Here is a 17,190-nt window from a genome sequence, read left to right on the forward strand (position 1 = left end):
CAGCCGCCGGCTGCGTGGGGGGGGGCACGAACAGGGGAGCGGCGAAAAATGTGACCGAGATCAATCCCCGTCGGCGCCCCGGTGCCGAAGCCGCCGGTCCGCGGCCGGTAACCCTACCCTGACCTGCGCGGCGCGCTCTCTTTTATGGGGTATCTCAGATGTACCTTTGGGTCCGCCGGGCCTACCGTGGAGTCCATGCACCTCACGAAGTTCACTGACCTGGGGCTCCGGTCGCTGATGATCCTCGGGGACACCGGGGCAGCCGGGGCAACCGACCCCGACCAGCGGCGCACCATCGGTGAACTCGCGGTCCAGACCGCGGCACCGGCGTCACACGTGAAGAAGGTCATCGCCCGGCTCACCGGCGCGGGGATCCTCGGATCGGTTCGGGGTCGGAGCGGTGGGGTGTACCTGGCCGACGGCGCACGCTCGGTCGACGTGGGCACGCTCCTGCGCGACCTGGAGGGCCGCCACGAGGTCGTCGACTGCGACGGCGACACCCCCTGCCCCCTGGCCCGGCGCGACTGTTCGCTCCGCCACCTGCTCGCCGAGGCGCAGGAGAACTTCTTCGCCACCTTCGACGGCATCTCCCTGGGGGAGCTCATCGACCGGAACGCCGCCCCGGCGACCGGTCCGGTCAGTGTGGGCATGCCCACGCTGCACCCTGCGCCCCGGGCCGGGGACCACGACACCGACGAGTAAGGAACACCCACCTATGTCCACCATCACGAACCCGACCACCGCCCTGTCCGACTCCGTCCGGTCCCGCCGGCTCACCCCCGGCCACGAGGCGACTGTCGTCGCGACGCTGCCGGTCATCGGCGCGCACATCAACGAGATCACCCCGGTCTTCTACAACCGGATGTTCGCCGCGCACCCTGAACTGATCCGTGACACCTTCAACCGGGGAAACCAGCGGTCCGGCGGGCAGCAGAAGGCGTTGGCGGCGTCGGTGGCCACCTTCGCCACCATGCTGGTCGACCCGGACGCCCCGGACCCGGTGGCGATGCTGTCACGCATCGCGCACAAGCACGTCTCGCTGGGGATCACCGCGGACCAGTACCAGATCGTCCACGACCACCTCTTCGCCGCCATCGTCGAGGTCCTCGGCGACGCGGTCACCCCGGACGTCGCCGAGGCGTGGGACGAGGTGTACTGGTTGATGGCCGAGGTGCTCATCGACGCGGAGTCGGGTCTGTACGGGGCCGCGGGTGTCGAACCGGGCGACGTCTTCCGGGACGCCGTCCTGGCGGCCCGCCGTGACCTGTCGGACACGGTCACCGAGTTCACCTTCACCGCCCCCGACGAGTTCGCCGGGGCCCGGGCCGGCCAGTACGTGTCCGTCGGGGTCGTCCTGCCCGACGGTGCCCGGCAGCTGCGCCAGTACTCCCTCGTGGGGTGGGACGCCCAGGGGTTCACCATCGCCGTGCAGCGAGACGGGGAGGTGTCGGCGGCGTTGCTGGACGGGCTGACCGTCGGCGACCGCGTGGACGCCACCCTCCCGGCCGGGGACCTGGTGCTGGAGGACGCCGTGACCTCCGGTGACGTCCCGGTGGTTCTGGTCAGCTCGGGTATCGGTTCCACGCCGATGACCGGGATGCTGTCCGCGCTGGTCGCCGCCGGCACCGCCCCGACGGTGACGGTGCTCCACGCCGACGACGACGAGGCGTCCTACGCCCAGCGTGAGGTGACTGCCGCCGCTGTCGCCGCCCTGCGGGACGCGGGTGCCACGGTGCAGGTCGTGGAGTGCTACCGGGACAACGGCGACACCGTGGACCTGGCGCCCCTCGCCGCCCGGTCCGTGGTGCCGGCGGAGGCGGTGTGGTACCTGTGCGGTGGTACGGCGTTCCTGCAGGACGTGCGCTCCCAGCTGGAGTCGGAGACTGCGGTACTGCGTCCCGCCGCGGTGCACGTGGAGCTCTTCGGGCCGAACGACTGGCTGCTGGGGGAGTAGTCGGGGCGTCATGACCGATCCCGAATCGCCGTTGAGCTGGCCCCTGCCGTCCGCGGACATCGTCGGGGAGCTCGACGACGGGTCGGTGCTGCGTCTGCGGGCCCCGGTGAAGAGTGACCTGCAGGGGCTGGTGGTGTCCAGCAGGCACGAGGATTCGCGACGCTACACCCACCTGGAGGAGGACTACACCCGCGGCGACGCCGAGGCGTTCCTGCGCACGATGGCCCGCTCACCCACGGCGATGCTGTGGATCGTCGACGACCCGGACGCGCCGGGGAAGTTCGGCGGGACACTGGAGGTGCGGCTGGTCAGCAGGGAGGGCCGGTGCGTGGAGCTGGGCTACACCACCGCGCCCCACCTGCGGGGGAGGGGCCTGATGACGGCGGTGGTGCGCACGGTCACCGAGTTCCTCTTCGACTACCGGGTCCACCGGGTGCAGATCCGGGCGAATCCGCGGAACCGGGCGTCCTGCGCGGTGGCGGTGAACGCCGGGTTCCGGCACGAGGGGACGGCGCGTGACGCCGAGATGCTGCGCGGCCGCTTCAACGACCTCGACACGTTCGCCCGCCTGGCGACCGACCGCTGAGCGCCCGGGCGGTCCGGGCGACGGTGCGGTCGGGGTCCGTGGCGAAGTCCGCCAGGGCGGGCACGGCCGCGTCCACGGTGCCGGAGAGCTCGGCCAGTGCCTGGACGGTGCGCAACCGTGCCCCGGGTGACGCCGGCGACGCCGGGCCACCGGCGGCGACAAGTGACGCGACGACCGTCTCCCCGGAGGCGGGGTGGCGGCGGCACAGTGCGGTGAGTGCCTCGGCGGCCTCGACGTCGTGGTCGCCGTCGGTGACCAGCGTTACCAGACGGTCGACCAGGCCTCCGGTCGGCGCGGGCCCCGACCGTCGGGCCAGGGACAGCACCGCCCGGGAGCGGACGGTCGGGTCAGGGTCGTCGGCCAGATCGGTGAGGACGGCAAGAACGTCGGGGACGGTGGAGACAGTGGGGACAGTGGGGACGGCGTCGGCGTCGAGAGCCTCGACGATGCGCAGGCGCGTCGGGGCGTCCGCGGACGGGATCCGCGCCACGAGTGCAGGCACGGCGTCCTCACCGGCACGGGCCAGTGACCAGCGCAGCGTCCCGGCGACGTTCGGGTCGGGTTCATCCAGGTAGGACGAGACGAGGGCCGTCGTCGCCTGCCCCGGGGTGCTGCGCAGCGCCGCCGACTGCCGTTCGGTGGGGTGCCCCGAGCGCAGTGCGTTCAGCAGCGAGGTGACGGCCAGGACGTCGTCCCAGCTCTCCGGTGCACCGCCCCCGTCCCGGCCCGCGTGGCCGCCCAGGGAGTCCAGGTGGGTGAGGAGGGCCTGCTCCTCACGGATGCGCTGGCGGGTCTCCTCCCGCAGCCGGTCGATGACCGCGGCGACATCCAGCCCGGGGTCGTCCAGCGCGGTGCGGACCTCCGCGATCCCCATCCCCAGGGAGCGCAGCGACTCGACCTTCAGCAGGCGTCCGAGGTCCCCGCGGGAGTAGTCCCGGTAGCCGCCGCCGGTGCGCCGGGAGGGGGAGACCAGACCCTGGGAGTCGTAGTGCCGCAGCATGCGCACACTGATCCCCGATCTGCGCGACACCTCACCGATGAGCATGCCCTGATCCTAGTGCGGTCCCTGCTCCTGTCGGGTGGCCGTGTACTCGGCGGCGTCGAAGCCGTGGTCCGGGTCGTCGAGCAGGATCAGGGTGGCGGTGGCGTGCACGGTGGCGTGCACGGTGGCGGGGGAGTCGGCCGGTCCGTCCTCCCCGGCGACGGACTCCAGGGCCGGCCGGCCGCTCTCCCCGAGGTCCAGGTAGGCCCGGGTGAGGCTGCGCCGGATCTCCCGCGGGCCGCGGCCCAGCTGACCGCGAAGACGGGCGGCGAGCTGTCCGGCGTCCTGGCGGGGGACGCAGCCGACCGCGGTGCGCCACGCGGTGCGGGCGACCTCGTCGTCAGCGTCGGCGAGGAGGTCGTCGGTGATGTGCGGGTATACGGGACGGTCTGCGGCCTCACCGATCTTCGACAGGGTGTGCAGCGCCTGGGACCGCGCCTGGGGGACCAGGGAGTGCAGTTCGTCGAGCAGTGCGGGCACCGTGAGGCGCGCCGGGAACCTGGTGAGCGCCCAGGTCAGCATGTCGCGGACGAAGAAGTCCGGTTCCACGGCGCACCGGGCGACGAGTTCGTGGACGGTGGCGCCGCCGTCGGTGCCCGCAGCCAGGGCGGCGCGGAGGCGGACCGAGGGGTCGGGGTGGTTGAGGTTCATGGTGCCAGTGGACACCCTGACACAGTGTCAGGGTCAAGCTAGACGGGGAGACCGGGCGGGTGTGCGTCGTGAAAAGAACTAGACAGAGCTGTCTGGTGGTGTGTTAGGCTCAGGACCACGATCAAGAAGTCCACCCCCGCGGACACCGCGTCCACAGTGCAGTGACCGCCCGGGCCCCGGCCGGAGAGGGTGGCTGGCAACCGTGTCGCGGACACCGGTGCCTCCGAGGACGATCGGCCCGGTCGGGCACAGATGACCCGACGGGGAAACGCGAAACCGCAGGAGCATCATGCGTCATCCACAATGCAGTCTCTTCCACCCCGGACACCAGGTCCACCACATCCAGGCGCGCAAGGTCGCCGAGGTGCTCCACCCCGCCTCAGGCGACCTCGGACGCTTCGCCCCTGTGGAGCTCACCGACCTCGGCGGAGGCTGGTTCGAGGCCGGGGTCGACGGGGAGACCCGTCTCGGCTGGAACCACAGTCTCGACGACGTCGCCGCCTTCGCCAGGGACTCCGTGCTCGGTGAGGTCCTCTTCATCCCCGAGCTCTCCGCGCTGGTGTGCGTGCGGGGCCAGTTCGACCCGGTCGCCTCACAACGTCGCCTGCTCTACCCGTCGTGGGGGAAGCGGAACGCCTGCGCCCCGGTCAACGCGGCCCTCTGACCTCACTGTCCACCTGTTCGGCGAGCGCCTCGGTGTCGGCGTCGGAGTCCTCCAGCGCCTCGGACAGTTCGGCCTCCTCGGCACTGCCGAAGTCCGCGTCGTCGGATTCACGTCGCTCGGTGAGGTCGCGGATGGTGTCCCGGTGACCACTCTCCTCTGACAGGCGTGCACGTGAGAAGACCCACCAGCCGACCAGCAGGGCCACCATCGCCATCCCGAGGTAGCCGAGGACGGGGTACACGTAGGTCATCAGGGTGTCGAAGCCGACGAAGCTCACCGCGTACCCGGCGGCGCACAGGGCCAGGAACACCGGCGTGTACCGGGACGGATGTGCCGAGGTCACCCGCTTGCCCAGTGCGTAGAACATGCCGATGGCGGTGTTGTAGATCATCGCGAAGATGACGAACACCATCACGAAGGACATGGCCGGGTGCATGGAGTGGAACAGGGTCAGCATCGGGACGTCGTCACCGGCCACGGTCCCGATGTTGGCCAGCAGCGTGAACACGGCGAGACCCAGCAGGACGGTGTAGATGACGCCGCCGAGCAGCCCGCCGCGTCCTGCGTCCCGCATGCTGGTGTGGTTCCCGCCGATCACCAGGGACATCGACACGCCCAGCAGCAGGGCGAGTCCGTTGTAGTTCAGGGCGGACAGCCACCACGGGCCCACGGGGGACGGTTCCCGCGACGCGAGGTCGCTGACGGCCCCGAAGTCCTCCGGCAGGTTGAACAGCGTGTAGACGAAGCCGACCAGCACGGCGATGATCAGCAGCGGCGTCAGGCCGCCGATGATGCCGCTGACCTTGTCCACGTCGAGCAGCCCGGTCACCATCACCAGGACGGTCATCACCAGCGCCCCGGCCCAGCCGGGCAGGCCGAACTGCTGCTCCAGGTTCGCCCCGGCGCCGGCGAGCATCACGAAACCGACGCAGAACAACGTCACCGTGACCACGATGTCCAGTGCCCAGGACACGGTGGGGTGGGTGATGCCGCGGAACACCGACTTGTGCTCGTCGGCGAGGAAGTAGCTGCCGAGCTGCAGGATCACCGCGCCGGCCGCGGCCATGACCACTCCGGCGAGGGCCGCGCCCCACAGGCCGTCGAGGCCGAAGGAGGCGAAGTACTGGATCACCTCCAGCCCGGTGGCGAAGCCTGCGCCGACGAGGAGACCGAGGAATGCCATGGAGATCTTGAGTTGTGCTTTCACGGGGTGCCCGTCCTCACTGTTGCTGACGTCCGTGTGCGGACGTCCTGACGTCGCCTGTGTTCCAGACGGTGGGACTCTACCGCAGCGGGGGCGGGGGTCGCCGCCCTGTTCCTTCTTCCCTGCATAGGCTATTGTTGCGGCTCATATGTGGATCGGAACCCTTGAACTCGACGTCCTCCTCGGGGACGTGCACTCCCTCAAGCAGAAGCGCTCCGTGGTGCGGCCGGTGATCGCCGAGGTGCACCGGAGGTTCGGTGTGTCCGTGGCGGAGGTCGACCACCGTGACCTGCACCGCCGTACCGGGATCGGCGCCTCGACGGTCAGCGGTGACCGTGACCGTGTCGTCGAGGTCATGGAGGCGGTGGAACGTCTGGTGGCGGCGCGGCCCGAGATCCAGGTGCTGTCGGCGAAACTGCGGTACCTGTCCTCTGAAGACCTCTGAAGACATCTGTGGCGGCGGGTCGCTGTGCGTGCCCCGCTCACTCCTTCTTGGGGGGACGGCCCCGCCGCGGCAGCTCGCCGGTGGACTTGGGCAGTCTGCCCGCCCGGCGCAGCTGGTCGCGCAGCATCACCTCGATCTGGGCGTTGACGCTGCGCAGGTCGTCGTGGGCCCAGCGGGCGATCGCGTCGTAGACCGCCGGGTCGATGCGCAGTGGGACGTTCTTACGCGCCATGGAGACCACCGGTGTTGATCACCGGTTGGGTCGAGGAGTCGGAGCACAGGACGACGAGCAGGTTGGAGACCATCGAGGCCCGGCGTTCCGGGTCGAGGTCGACGATGTCGCGTTCCTCGAGCTGGTCGAGGGCGGTCTGGACCATCGACACCGCGCCGTCGACGATCTGCTCACGGGCGTCGACGACAGCCTGGGCCTGCTGGCGTTGCAGCATCGCGCCGGCGATCTCCGGGGCGTAGGACAGTGCGGAGATCCTGGCCTCGACGATCTCGAGGCCGGCGACGGCGACACGTGCGGCGACCTCGTCGGCGAGTTCCCGGGAGACCACGTCGGTCGAGCCGGCGAGGCTGGTGGCGGCCTCGCCGGAGCTGCCGTCGGCGTTGACGCGGCCCGGGACCGAGTCGTAGGGGTGGGTGGTGGCGACGTGGCGCAGGGCGGACTCGGACTGGGAGTGGATGAACTCCTCGACGTCCTCGACGGAGAAGGTGGCCTTGGCGGTGTCGGAGACCTGCCAGACGACGATGGCGCCGATCTTCACCGGGTTGCCGTTGAGGTCGTTGACCTTGATCTCGTTGGTCTCGAAGTTGCGGACCCGCACGCTGACCTTCCTCGAGGTCGCCAGCGGCGGCACCAGGGTCAGTCCGGTGGTGCGGTTGGTGCCGAGGTAGCGTCCGAAGAACTGGACGACCTGGGTGTGACCGGGGTTGATGACCCGCAGCATCGTCAGGACGACGACCGACACGAGGACCAGGACCACGCCGACGCCGACGAGCGTCCCGCCGAGCGCGTCGGCGAGGTTCCCGGTGCCCATGCCGACGGCGGCCCACACGATCAGGGCGACCGCGGCGAGGAAGAGGACGACCCCGCCGAGGAGCGCGGTGACGGCCAGTCCGGTGGACCCGGACCACGCGCGGTGCTCGCTGATGCTGACGTTGGTGCCGTCGTGTCCGACGGGGGTCCCGGCGACGCCGTCGGGGGCTGCGTCGGGGGGCGTGGCGTGCGGCGTGGTCTGTTCGTTGGCCATGGTGTCCTCTCCCGTTCCCGGAGTCTCCGGAAACTGATATCACTTAACAGTAAAGTGATATCAGTTTGATGTCAATGCCCCGGTGGTGCGGCCGTCGGCCGACTGGCCTCAGGGCAGGTCCGTGCGCGGCCATGCAGTAGGCTGGGGCACCGTGACTGACGCGAAGAACTCCCCCCAGAACGCATCTCAGGTCCCCCCGGAGGTCGACGGAGCCGACCTCCCCGAGCAGGTGAAGGTCCGGCGCGGCAAGCGCGACCGCCTCATCGCCGAAGGGCGGGACCCGTACCCGGTGGAGGTCCCCCGCACCCACGCGCTCAAGGAGATCGTCGCGTCCTACGCGGTCCTTCCGAAGGACGGGGACGAGGCCGCCGCGGTGGAGCGCGCCGACGGCGTGACCTACCTGGCGCCCGGCGACGAGACCGGGGACGTCGTCGGCATCGCCGGACGGGTGATCTTCGTGCGCAACACCGGCAAGCTGGCGTTCGCCCGCATCCAGGACGGCGACGGCACCCAGCTGCAGGCGATGCTGTCGCTCGCCGAGGTGGGGGAGGACGCCCTGGCGTCCTGGAAGTCCGACGTCGACCTCGGCGACATCGTCTTCATCCACGGCCGCGTGGTGGCCTCGAAGCGCGGCGAGCTCTCCGTGATGGCGGACTCCTGGTCGATGGCCTCGAAGTCGCTGCGTCCGCTGCCGGTCGCGCACAAGGAGCTCAGCGAGGACACCCGCATCCGTCACCGCTACACCGACCTGATCATGCGGGAGCAGGCCCGGACCAACGCGGTGACCCGCATCAGGGTCATGCGCGCCCTGCGGCACGCCCTGGAACGGCGCGGCTTCCTGGAGGTCGAGACGCCGATGCTGCAGACGCTGCACGGCGGCGCCGCGGCACGTCCCTTCGAGACACACTCCAACGCGCTGGACATCGACCTCTACCTGCGCATCGCCCCGGAGCTCTACCTCAAGCGGTGCGTGGTGGGCGGCATCGACAAGGTCTTCGAGGTCAACCGCAACTTCCGCAACGAGGGTGTGGACTCCTCGCACTCACCGGAGTTCGCGATGCTGGAGACCTACCAGGCCTACGGCACCTACGACACCGGCGCGACGTTGATCCGCGAGGTCATCCAGGAGATCGCCGAGGAGGTCTTCGGGTCCACCACGGTCACCCTGGTCGACGGCACCGAGTACGACTTCGGCGGCGAGTGGCGGACCATGGAGATGTACCCGTCGCTGAACGAGGCGCTGCACCGTAAGTTCCCCGACCAGGACGTGGTCGACGAGGTCACCGTGGACACCTCCGTCGAGGACCTCAAGGCCCTGGCGGGCGTGGTCGGCCTGCCTGTCCCGGAGAAGGGCGGCTGGGGGCACGGCAAGCTCGTCGAGGAGATCTGGGAGCTGCTGTGCGAGGACCAGCTCTACGGCCCGGTGTTCGTCCGTGACTTCCCGGTCGAGACCTCCCCGCTGACCCGTCAGCACCGCAGCAAGCCGGGCGTGACCGAGAAGTGGGACCTCTACGTCCGCGGGTTCGAGCTGGCGACGGGCTACTCCGAGCTGGTGGACCCGGTCATCCAGCGTGAGCGGTTCGAGGACCAGGCGCGTCTGGCCGCCGGCGGCGACGACGAGGCGATGGTCCTGGACGAGGACTTCCTGGCGGCGATGGAGCAGGGCATGCCCCCGACCTCCGGCAACGGCATGGGGATCGACCGCCTGCTGATGGCGCTGACCGGACTGGGGATCCGGGAGACCGTCCTGTTCCCGATGGTGAAGCCGGAACGCGACAGCTGACGACCGCGGTCTGTCTGTAGGGGCCACTACGGGGGTAGAGGTCGGGGGTACGGGGCAGGGTGCGTCACCTGCCCCGATCTAACTGTTTCCGTCACCAACTGTGTGACAGTCGTCGAATCTGGTCATTTGTGACGCGGGTCATGGTTCGTGGTTATGATGTAATCATTATCTGTCCGACCCAACTCCATGTCTGTCCAAGACTGTGCGCCCGCCGGTGACCACCGGGGCGACAACCGAGTACAGCGAAAGGTAGCTGCCTCACCATGAGTGACCGAAGCAAGCGGAACGACTCCACACCGGGCCTCAACACCATCAAGCGTGACGCCATCGGCACCGCGATGCGTGTGCTGACGCGCTTCACCGGCTCCGACCTGGCCACCAGGTACGGTCTCAGTGAGAAGGTCGACCGCGTGGCCTACGAGTCCACCAAGGGCGGGATGCGCACCCTCGGTGCCATCAACCGCCAGTTCAAGAAGTCCAAGGGTTCCGGCAAGCCGGTGCGCCTGGAGAACCAGGGCAGCGAGGGCGACGGCACCACTGAGCCGAAGAAGCCCGCGAAGGCCCTGTTCGACCTGACCCCCACCGAGGACCAGGAGATGCTGTCCTCCGCCGTGCGTGAGTTCGCCGAGGAGCAGCTGCGTCCGGGTGCACACGACGCCGACGAGGCGGCCGAGACCTCCCAGGAGGTGCTGAACACCGCTGCAGAGCTGGGCATCTCCCTGGTCAGCCTGCCCGAGGAGTTCGAGGGCCTGGCCTCCGAGTCCGCCTCCACCACCTCCGCCCTCGTCGCCGAGGCGCTCGCCTTCGGTGACATGGGGCAGGCTGTCGCGATCCTGGCTCCCGCCGGTGTCGCCACCACCCTGACCAACTACGGTGACGACGCGCAGCAGAAGACCTACCTGCCGGAGTTCGCCGGCGAGTCCGTCCCCCAGGCCGCCGTGATCGTCAACGAGTCCCGCGCCCTGTTCGACCCCTTCGTCCTGCAGACCACCGCCAAGCGCGAGGGTGACGACATCGTCATCAACGGTGTGAAGACCATGGTCCCCAGCGCCGGTTCGGCCGAGCTGTTCGTCGTGGCCGTGGACCTGGACGGCGTCAACACCTTCGCCATCGTCGAGTCCTCCACCGAGGGCGTCGTGGTCGAGGCTGACCCGTCCATGGGTATCCGCGCCGCCGGCCTGGGCCGTGTCCTGCTCAAGGACGTCAAGGTCCCCGCGTCGAACCTGCTGGGTGGCGCCGACCTGGACGCCGAGACCCGCACCGAGAACTACGCGGAGATCATCCGCCGTGCCCGCCTGGGATGGGCTGCGCTGGCCGCCGGCACCTCCGAGGCCGTGCTCGAGTACGTCAAGCCCTACGTCAAGGAGCGTGAGGCCTTCGGTGAGCCCATCGCGCACCGCCAGTCCGTCGCCTTCATGGTCGCCAACATCCGCATCGAACTCGACGGTCTGCGCATGATCATGCTCCGCGGCGTCTCCCGGATCGACCAGGGACTGTCCTTCAACCGTGAGGCCGCCCTGGCCCACCGCTTCGCCGCCGACCGCGGCATGCAGATCGGACTCGACGGCGTCCAGCTGCTCGGCGGCCACGGCTACACCAAGGAGCACCCGGTGGAGCGGTGGTACCGCGACCTGCGTGCCATCGGTGTCGCCGAAGGCGTCGTGGTCCTGTAAGTCCCGTCAGTAACAACATCGAAGGAGCACTGAAATGATCAACCTGGAACTCCCGAAGAAGCTGCGCGGGACCATCAACCAGGCCCACCAGGCCGCCGCGGAGATCTTCCGCCCCATCTCCCGCAAGTACGACCTCGCCGAGCACGAGCGTCCCATCGAGCTCGACACCATGGCCTCCCTCGTCGAGGGCATGACCGACGGTGGCGGCAACCTCGCCGGCGCCTCCGGTGGACGCGGCGACAAGAAGAAGGACGACGGTTCCGTCCGCAACGGCGGCAACATGTCGTCGCTGGTCAACGTCATCGAGACCTGCTGGGGCGATGTCGGACTGACCCTGTCGATCCCCTACCAGGGCCTCGGCAACTCCGCGATCGCCGCCGTCGCCACCGACGAGCAGCTCGAGCGCTTCGGCAAGGTCTGGGCCGCCATGGCCATCACCGAGCCGCAGTTCGGCTCCGACTCCGCCGCGGTCTCCACCACCGCCAAGCTGGACGGCGACGAGTACGTCCTCAACGGCGAGAAGATCTTCGTCACCGCCGGTGACCGCTGCACCCACGTGGTCGTCTGGGCCTCGGTCGACAAGTCCGCCGGCCGCGCCGCCATCAAGTCCTTCGTCGTCCCGCGCGACACCCCCGGCTTCGAGCTGGTCCGTCTGGAGCACAAGCTCGGCATCCGTGCCTCCGACACCGCCCACTTCATCCTGGACAACGTGCGCGTCCCGAAGGAGAACCTGCTGGGTTCCCCCGAGGTCGACACGAAGAAGGGCTTCGGCGGCGTCATGGCGACGTTCGACAACACCCGTCCGCTGGTGGCCGGCATGGCCGTCGGTGTGGCCCGCGCGTCCCTCGAGAAGCTGCGCACCATCCTGACCAAGTCCGGCCTGGAGATCGACTACGACACCCCGAGCTGGAACCAGCCCGCCGCGGTGGCCGAGTACATCCGCCTGGAGTCGGACTGGGAGGCCGCGTACCTGCTGACACTGCGCGCAGCCTGGATGGCCGACAACAAGCAGCCGAACAACAAGGAAGCCTCCGAGTGCAAGGCGAAGGCCGGCCGCATGGCCACCGAGCTGACGCTGCGCGCCGTCGAGCTCGCCGGCACCTACGGCTACTCCGAGCGTTCCCTGCTCGAGAAGTGGTCCCGCGACTCCAAGATCCTCGACATCTTCGAGGGTACCCAGCAGATCCAGCAGCTGGTCGTCGCACGCCGTGAGCTGGAGCTCACCTCCGCACAGCTGAAGTAGCAGGTCAAAGCACCACAAGCGGTCTGCAGTCACCTCGGCTGCAGGCCGCTTTCTGCGTCCCCACCGTCCACGGATCCACCGTCCATCCCGCACACATCCCGCACCAGATCGTTCGCAGCATCACGCACCAGGTCATCCTCATCCGGCCACATGTGCGTGTAGGTGTCCAACGTCGTCGACGCGTTCTTGTGCCCCAGCATCTGCTGCACCGCTTTCACCCCACGACCCTGACGGATCAGAGAAGACGCGTACACGTGCCGCAGCGCATGGAACGTCCACTGCTTTCCGGTCAACGCCCGCATCGCCGACGCGATGTCGTCCGACGACCACAGGCCACCCGACGGGCGGGTGAAGATCGGCTGATCGTCGCGAGCGGGGTGCCGTAGACGGTGCTCCAACAGTCGGCTCATCACCCGTGGCGGCACGGGCACGGTCCGGCGCGCCGAGGTGTTCTTCAACGGCCCCAGATCCGTCTCTCCTCGTGTCACTGCACGGGTCCGCCTTTCGACCAGGAGGACTCGAGCCTGCCGGTCGATGTGGTGCCAGTGCAGGCCTGCGACTTCACTGGGCCGCAGCCCGGTAGCGACGCCGACGAGGATCATCGTGGCGAGAGTGTCACGCCCCGTCGTATCGGCGAGCGTAACGGCCTGCCGGATCTGCTCGATGCTCGGCAACGATCGAGGATCGACCGGCTCTGTCTCCTCGCCGCCACGTACCCGTCGGCACGGGTTGGTGAGCATCAGCCCGTCGTCGACCGCCATGTTGAGGCACCCCGACACCTGGTTCCACCAGGACGTGCGGGTGTTCCGGGCGAGACCGTCGCACCCTGACTTCCACGGCCTGCCTTCCCGGAGCTGGGTTCGCCATGTGCGGAGCTGGGAGGGGCGCAGCTCGGTGATCTTCGTCGTGGCGAGGTCTCCTAGGTTCTTGCCGACGGTGACGCGCACCGCCTTCGTCCCGGGGCTTGTCGCGGCCGCCTCCCACTGGGGCCACAGTTCGGCGAGGGTGGGGGCATGGCTGTCGTCGACCCACTCGCGGCGGCGGAGCAGTCGTGACTGTTCCTCGTCGTAGGCGACGGCCTCGGCTCGCGTGGGGAAGGTCTTGGAGTGTTCGCGGCCGGAGGGGGAGCGGTAGCGCACGATCCACTTCGGCTTCCCGCCGCCTTTCGGCCGTCCTGTTTTCGGGCGTCTCTGGACGCTCATGGTATGGTTCTCCTGTCTGACGTGCGTATATGTGTTGGACATTCGCCCCCATCGCCCTGCCCGGCGGTGGGGGCCGTTTCCGTGCGTGGGGTTACATCTTGAGGACGATTGAAATGATCATCAGTGCGAAGAAAATCCCACCTGGTATTGCCATGACGGTGGCAACGAGAGCGATCAGTATGACCAAAGCACGTGGTGGTTTCCGGTCCGGCGTAGTCATCTGAGTGCCTTGCCTCTAGGCTGCCTCTTATAGCTTTCCGGTCCAGACTGCTTCGTTGGTGAGGGGATCGATGTTTCCCCTGAACCGCAGCTCATAGTCGCCTGGGGTGCCGGGAGCGTTTTCGAAGCATACAGTTCCTTGTGCTTCCTGACCTGGTTCGACGATTTCAGGCAGATGCTGCGTGTCGTCGTTGGCAGTTTGGAGGCGGGCAGTGTTCGAGGGGTCGTAGAGCTTCCATGCGGCGAGGCCGTGGATGTCGAGTGGTTCGGCGTCGCTGGCGACGTTGATGTTGATGTCGACGCAGGTGTGCTCTTGTTCTGACTGTTCGGCGGGGCGGAGGTTGGTTGGTGTGATTTCAGCTCCGGCTACGGTGATGGGTTGGCCGATTTCGGCTCGGTCTTCGGGGGCTTGGGTGGCTTCCAGTGTTGTACTGTTCGCAGGGGTGGTGGTCTGGTTGTCGTCGTTGGTCGTGCAGGCGGACAGTGCGATGGGCACGGCGAGAACGAGCGCGGCTGTGGCGGGTCGTCTTATTGTCATTGGTGGCTTCTCTTTCTTGCGGGGTGGTGGTGATCGCTTCTGTGGTGGTCACCGGGGCATATGGGGGTGGAGCTAATCATAGGTAATTGCGGGCGCATGGGATGGGCGGATCGAGGTGCTATGCATTGGTCTTGCCCGTCGGTGGGGGCCATTTTCGTGTCTAGCAGTGCGAGTCGTCCGGGTCCTCGTGGGCGCCGAGGTACCCGTCGCAATTGTTCGGTGTCGCCGCGCTGAGGCCGTGGTTCGACCGCTCGGCGTTGCTCATGTCGTCGTAGGACCGGCCCCGCATGGCGTCCTCTTCGGTCCAGTTCGGGTCGACGTTGCCGAAGGGGTAGTCAGGGTAGTTCCCGGACGCCTCCATCGCGTCTTCCATCTGCTGCTGACATGCTGCGGTGTAGCCGCTGGTGCCGTCGGAGTAGAACGTGGTCCCGGGCTGGTAGATGGGGTCCATCGCGCAGGTGTAGGACACCTGGGGTTCTTCTGGCGCGGCCGCTGGTTCTTGCGCAGGGGTTGGGTCGGGAGCCGATGGTGTGCTGCTGGTGGGGCTCGACGTGGTCGAGCTAGTGGTGCTGCTCGTGGTGATCGTGGCGCTGCTTGTTGTCGGGGCCGGGTCTTGGGCGTCATTGCTGCATGCCGTGAGGGTGAGGGGGAGTGCGAGCAGTGCAGCGAGGGCAGCTCGTCGGATGGTCATTGCCGGTTCCCGTCCTGCTTGTTGATTGCCTGGACGATGGTCGCTGCGCCGACCACGAGGATGCCGACGATGAGGACGAGTAGGCCCGTGCCTGCTTCGCCAAGGATGATCATGAGGATGGCGAAAGCGATGACAAGGCCGCCGATCCCGATGAACGATCGTGCGTGACTGGGGCCGCTTTCGCCGATCTCGGACGGTTTCTTACCGATCAGGATCTGGCGGGCTCGGGTGAGCTTGTCAGGTTGTGATGTGGTCATCGTCCCGCTCCTGTCCGGGTGATCGCGGCGCCGATGCGGGAGAGGATGATCCCGACGAATCCTACCCCGGAGAAGATGGCAAAGATGATCCCGAGTACGAGGTCGGTGTTGTAGGTGGCTTCGCCTACGGCGAGGAATGCGAGTAGGCCGGCGACGACGAAGACGATGGCGGATGCGACGGTCCAGGCGGTGAAGCCGTCGATGGTCTTGGCTGGGGGTGTGGCGCCGCCTGGTCCGTACTGGTGGGTAGGGGCTACGGGTGGTGCGGGGTGGGGTTGCTGGCCGTTGGTTGGCCAGTTCTGTGGGGTGGTCATGGTGGTCTCCTCTCGTGGGGGGACTGCCGTCGTCAGTTCGACAGGCTATTAGTTTCTAACAGTGATCTTATGTGGAGCGGTTCGGGCCATCGTCCGCCACACCCGGACGAGGTGAGGGGTCACGCCGAGGGCCCATGCGATCGCGCCGGTGCGGGGGCCGTAGGTCTGCTCCGCTTCCCGGTAGTCATCCGGGGTGATGAGTGCGGTGGCGGCCCATTCGTCGGCGCGTCGCTCCTGCCGACCGGTGCTGGCGTGCTCGTCCTGGTGGTGGGCATGCCCCAGCTCGTGGGCGAGGGCGCAGCGGGCGGTGTAGGGATCGAGGTCCTCCTGGATGAAGATCACCTTGTGGCGATGCAGGTAGATCGCGTTGAGGTCATCGCGGAGTTGTGGGGTGGGAACGATCTTCACCTCCATGTTCTCCGCGATGGTTTCCAGGTCTATGTGGGTCGTTTCTACGGGTCTTCGGGCTCCTCGAGTCGGGGAGTGCGGTGTTGTGCAGCTCCGCGCAGTGCGTTGGCGTCGCGCAGAGCTTCTTCGAGATCTTGCTCGTCGTCCCGGACACTTGGGGTGGTTTCGTCGGGTTCTGCCTGTTCGCCGTTGAAACTACGGGGGGAGTCGGGGAAGGGGAACACATCAGCAACGGGGGCGACGTCGATCACGTCATCCCCTCCGCCGAACAGGACGGTCGCCTCCGGGTCGGAGCGGTCCATGATCTCGTCGAGGATCTGCTTGTTCGTCGCCTCCTTGAGTGCGTAGGGAATCGAGACGCCCTCGGTCTCCCAGGGGTTGAGGTACCCGGTCTCGATCAGTCCGGTGACGGGGGAGCGTCCGTAGGTGCGGCACAACGAGATCACCATCTCAGGGGAGAGGTGCCCCTTGTTGAGCTGCCGGGTGATCGTCGACCCGTTGGTGCCGATCTTCTCGGCTGCGGTTCGGTACGAGTCTCCAGCGATGAGTCCGTCGATCCATGCTCTGTGTTCCATGATGGTCACTGTAATGCACATTGGTATCAATCGCCATACCTGCACGTAGAAATGCATAACGGGGGTAGGTACCAGGGGTAGCTTGTAGTTACAGCGTTGCCATTCGGTATCGCTGGATGCATACTCGTATCAGCGGTTGCGAGATGGCACCGCACCACAGACCACCAGCCAAGGAGGTTCCAGTGATCGACGCACAGGCAGCGCCGGCATACCGCTTCCGCCCCGGCGCCCTCGACGCTATCGCCCGCTCTCGACGGTTCACCTCCGACGAGCAGCTCGCCCTCTACGTCGGAGTGCAGCCCGATCAGCTCCCCATGCTGCGGGCCGGGGCGAAGGTATCCGCCCGGGTAGCTCTGCGAGTCAGCGCCCTGCAGGGCGACAAGGACTACGTCGCCGGGTACTTCGACCTGGCAGACGACCCCCGAGTCGCCGCCTAACTCCCCAGTCACGAAAAAGACCCCGCCGAAGCGGGGCCCAATCCATCC

General features: G+C 67.9%; 21 protein-coding genes. 9 read left to right on the forward strand and 12 right to left on the reverse strand.

The window, feature by feature from the left end; translation table 11 throughout:
* The first annotated feature begins 195 nt into the window (after positions 1-195).
* The 3 genes from Q0A34_RS03210 to Q0A34_RS03220 are packed head-to-tail and all read left to right on the forward strand — an operon-like array spanning position 196 to position 2,540.
* Complete coding sequence (locus Q0A34_RS03210) at positions 196-702, forward strand: Rrf2 family transcriptional regulator (protein WP_291478412.1); 507 nt, start codon at positions 196-198, stop codon at positions 700-702.
* Positions 703-715: 13 nt separating this feature from the next.
* Positions 716-1,954 carry a globin domain-containing protein gene (locus Q0A34_RS03215; RefSeq protein WP_291478414.1) on the forward strand — a complete coding sequence of 413 codons (1,239 nt, stop codon included), beginning with the start codon at positions 716-718 and terminating at the stop codon, positions 1,952-1,954.
* Positions 1,955-1,964: 10 nt separating this feature from the next.
* On the forward strand, positions 1,965-2,540 hold the full coding sequence (locus Q0A34_RS03220; RefSeq protein ID WP_291478415.1) for a GNAT family protein: 576 nt from the start codon (positions 1,965-1,967) through the stop codon (positions 2,538-2,540).
* Here Q0A34_RS03220 and Q0A34_RS03225 read toward each other — a convergent pair.
* Both Q0A34_RS03225 and Q0A34_RS03230 read right to left on the reverse strand, forming a co-directional pair.
* On the reverse strand, positions 2,497-3,585 hold the full coding sequence (locus Q0A34_RS03225) for a MerR family transcriptional regulator (RefSeq protein WP_291478416.1): 1,089 nt from the start codon (positions 3,583-3,585) through the stop codon (positions 2,497-2,499). The genes Q0A34_RS03220 and Q0A34_RS03225 overlap by 44 nt on opposite strands.
* Before the next feature lie 9 nt (positions 3,586-3,594).
* The gene (locus Q0A34_RS03230; RefSeq protein ID WP_291478419.1) at positions 3,595-4,233 is read right to left on the reverse strand and encodes a HEAT repeat domain-containing protein; all 639 of its coding nucleotides are present in this window, start codon (positions 4,231-4,233) and stop codon (positions 3,595-3,597) included.
* A gap of 289 nt (positions 4,234-4,522) precedes the next feature.
* Here Q0A34_RS03230 and Q0A34_RS03235 point away from each other — a divergent pair, with 289 nt between their 5' ends.
* Positions 4,523-4,897 (forward strand): hypothetical protein, encoded by a 375-nt coding sequence (locus tag Q0A34_RS03235; RefSeq protein WP_291478421.1) that lies wholly within the window; start codon positions 4,523-4,525, stop codon positions 4,895-4,897.
* Here Q0A34_RS03235 and Q0A34_RS03240 read toward each other — a convergent pair.
* Positions 4,881-6,104, reverse strand: a complete 1,224-nt coding sequence (locus Q0A34_RS03240; RefSeq protein ID WP_291478423.1) for a hypothetical protein — start codon at positions 6,102-6,104, stop codon at positions 4,881-4,883. The genes Q0A34_RS03235 and Q0A34_RS03240 overlap by 17 nt on opposite strands.
* Before the next feature lie 145 nt (positions 6,105-6,249).
* Here Q0A34_RS03240 and Q0A34_RS03245 point away from each other — a divergent pair, with 145 nt between their 5' ends.
* Positions 6,250-6,546: a DUF503 domain-containing protein gene (locus Q0A34_RS03245; RefSeq protein WP_291478425.1), complete on the forward strand. Its 297-nt coding sequence runs from the start codon at positions 6,250-6,252 to the stop codon at positions 6,544-6,546.
* A 37-nt stretch (positions 6,547-6,583) separates the two neighbouring features.
* Here Q0A34_RS03245 and Q0A34_RS03250 read toward each other — a convergent pair whose 3' ends face one another.
* Both Q0A34_RS03250 and Q0A34_RS03255 read right to left on the reverse strand, forming a co-directional pair.
* Positions 6,584-6,778, reverse strand: coding sequence for a hypothetical protein (locus Q0A34_RS03250; protein WP_291478426.1), 195 nt, complete (start codon positions 6,776-6,778; stop codon positions 6,584-6,586).
* Entirely contained in the window at positions 6,768-7,802 is a 1,035-nt protein-coding gene (locus Q0A34_RS03255; RefSeq protein WP_291478428.1) for an SPFH domain-containing protein, read from the reverse strand. The genes Q0A34_RS03250 and Q0A34_RS03255 overlap by 11 nt, the downstream gene beginning before the upstream one ends.
* 229 nt (positions 7,803-8,031) lie before the next feature.
* On the opposite strand from Q0A34_RS03255, the gene lysS reads away from it, so the two are divergent.
* From lysS to Q0A34_RS03270, 3 genes are all read left to right on the forward strand, one after another.
* Entirely contained in the window at positions 8,032-9,585 is a 1,554-nt protein-coding gene (gene lysS, locus Q0A34_RS03260; protein WP_291478517.1) for a lysine--tRNA ligase, read from the forward strand.
* A 263-nt stretch (positions 9,586-9,848) separates the two neighbouring features.
* On the forward strand, positions 9,849-11,258 hold the full coding sequence (locus Q0A34_RS03265; protein WP_291478430.1) for an acyl-CoA dehydrogenase family protein: 1,410 nt from the start codon (positions 9,849-9,851) through the stop codon (positions 11,256-11,258).
* A gap of 34 nt (positions 11,259-11,292) precedes the next feature.
* Positions 11,293-12,501: an acyl-CoA dehydrogenase family protein gene (locus Q0A34_RS03270; protein WP_291478432.1), complete on the forward strand. Its 1,209-nt coding sequence runs from the start codon at positions 11,293-11,295 to the stop codon at positions 12,499-12,501.
* Between the two features lie 29 nt (positions 12,502-12,530).
* Here Q0A34_RS03270 and Q0A34_RS03275 read toward each other — a convergent pair whose 3' ends face one another.
* From Q0A34_RS03275 to Q0A34_RS03305, 7 genes are all read right to left on the reverse strand, one after another.
* The gene (locus Q0A34_RS03275) at positions 12,531-13,703 is read right to left on the reverse strand and encodes a site-specific integrase (RefSeq protein WP_291478434.1); all 1,173 of its coding nucleotides are present in this window, start codon (positions 13,701-13,703) and stop codon (positions 12,531-12,533) included.
* Positions 13,704-13,950: 247 nt separating this feature from the next.
* Positions 13,951-14,418, reverse strand: coding sequence for a hypothetical protein (locus Q0A34_RS03280; RefSeq protein ID WP_291478436.1), 468 nt, complete (start codon positions 14,416-14,418; stop codon positions 13,951-13,953).
* Between the two features lie 202 nt (positions 14,419-14,620).
* A complete protein-coding gene (locus Q0A34_RS03285; RefSeq protein ID WP_291478437.1) occupies positions 14,621-14,911 on the reverse strand; it encodes a hypothetical protein in 291 nt (96 codons plus the stop codon).
* 236 nt (positions 14,912-15,147) lie between these two features.
* Positions 15,148-15,408: a hypothetical protein gene (locus tag Q0A34_RS03290; RefSeq protein ID WP_291478438.1), complete on the reverse strand. Its 261-nt coding sequence runs from the start codon at positions 15,406-15,408 to the stop codon at positions 15,148-15,150.
* Positions 15,405-15,722, reverse strand: coding sequence for a hypothetical protein (locus Q0A34_RS03295; RefSeq protein WP_291478440.1), 318 nt, complete (start codon positions 15,720-15,722; stop codon positions 15,405-15,407). Before Q0A34_RS03295 ends, Q0A34_RS03290 begins: the two co-directional genes overlap by 4 nt.
* Before the next feature lie 48 nt (positions 15,723-15,770).
* Positions 15,771-16,136, reverse strand: coding sequence for an ImmA/IrrE family metallo-endopeptidase (locus tag Q0A34_RS03300; RefSeq protein ID WP_291478441.1), 366 nt, complete (start codon positions 16,134-16,136; stop codon positions 15,771-15,773).
* Between the two features lie 38 nt (positions 16,137-16,174).
* Entirely contained in the window at positions 16,175-16,705 is a 531-nt protein-coding gene (locus tag Q0A34_RS03305) for a hypothetical protein (protein WP_291478443.1), read from the reverse strand.
* Between the two features lie 182 nt (positions 16,706-16,887).
* Between Q0A34_RS03305 and Q0A34_RS03310 the strand changes: the two genes are divergently transcribed.
* Positions 16,888-17,142, forward strand: coding sequence for a hypothetical protein (locus Q0A34_RS03310; protein WP_244804957.1), 255 nt, complete (start codon positions 16,888-16,890; stop codon positions 17,140-17,142).
* The last annotated feature ends 48 nt before the right edge of the window (positions 17,143-17,190 follow it).

This window comes from Corynebacterium sp., from assembly GCF_022712195.1.
In the GTDB taxonomy this organism is placed as follows: domain Bacteria; phylum Actinomycetota; class Actinomycetes; order Mycobacteriales; family Mycobacteriaceae; genus Corynebacterium.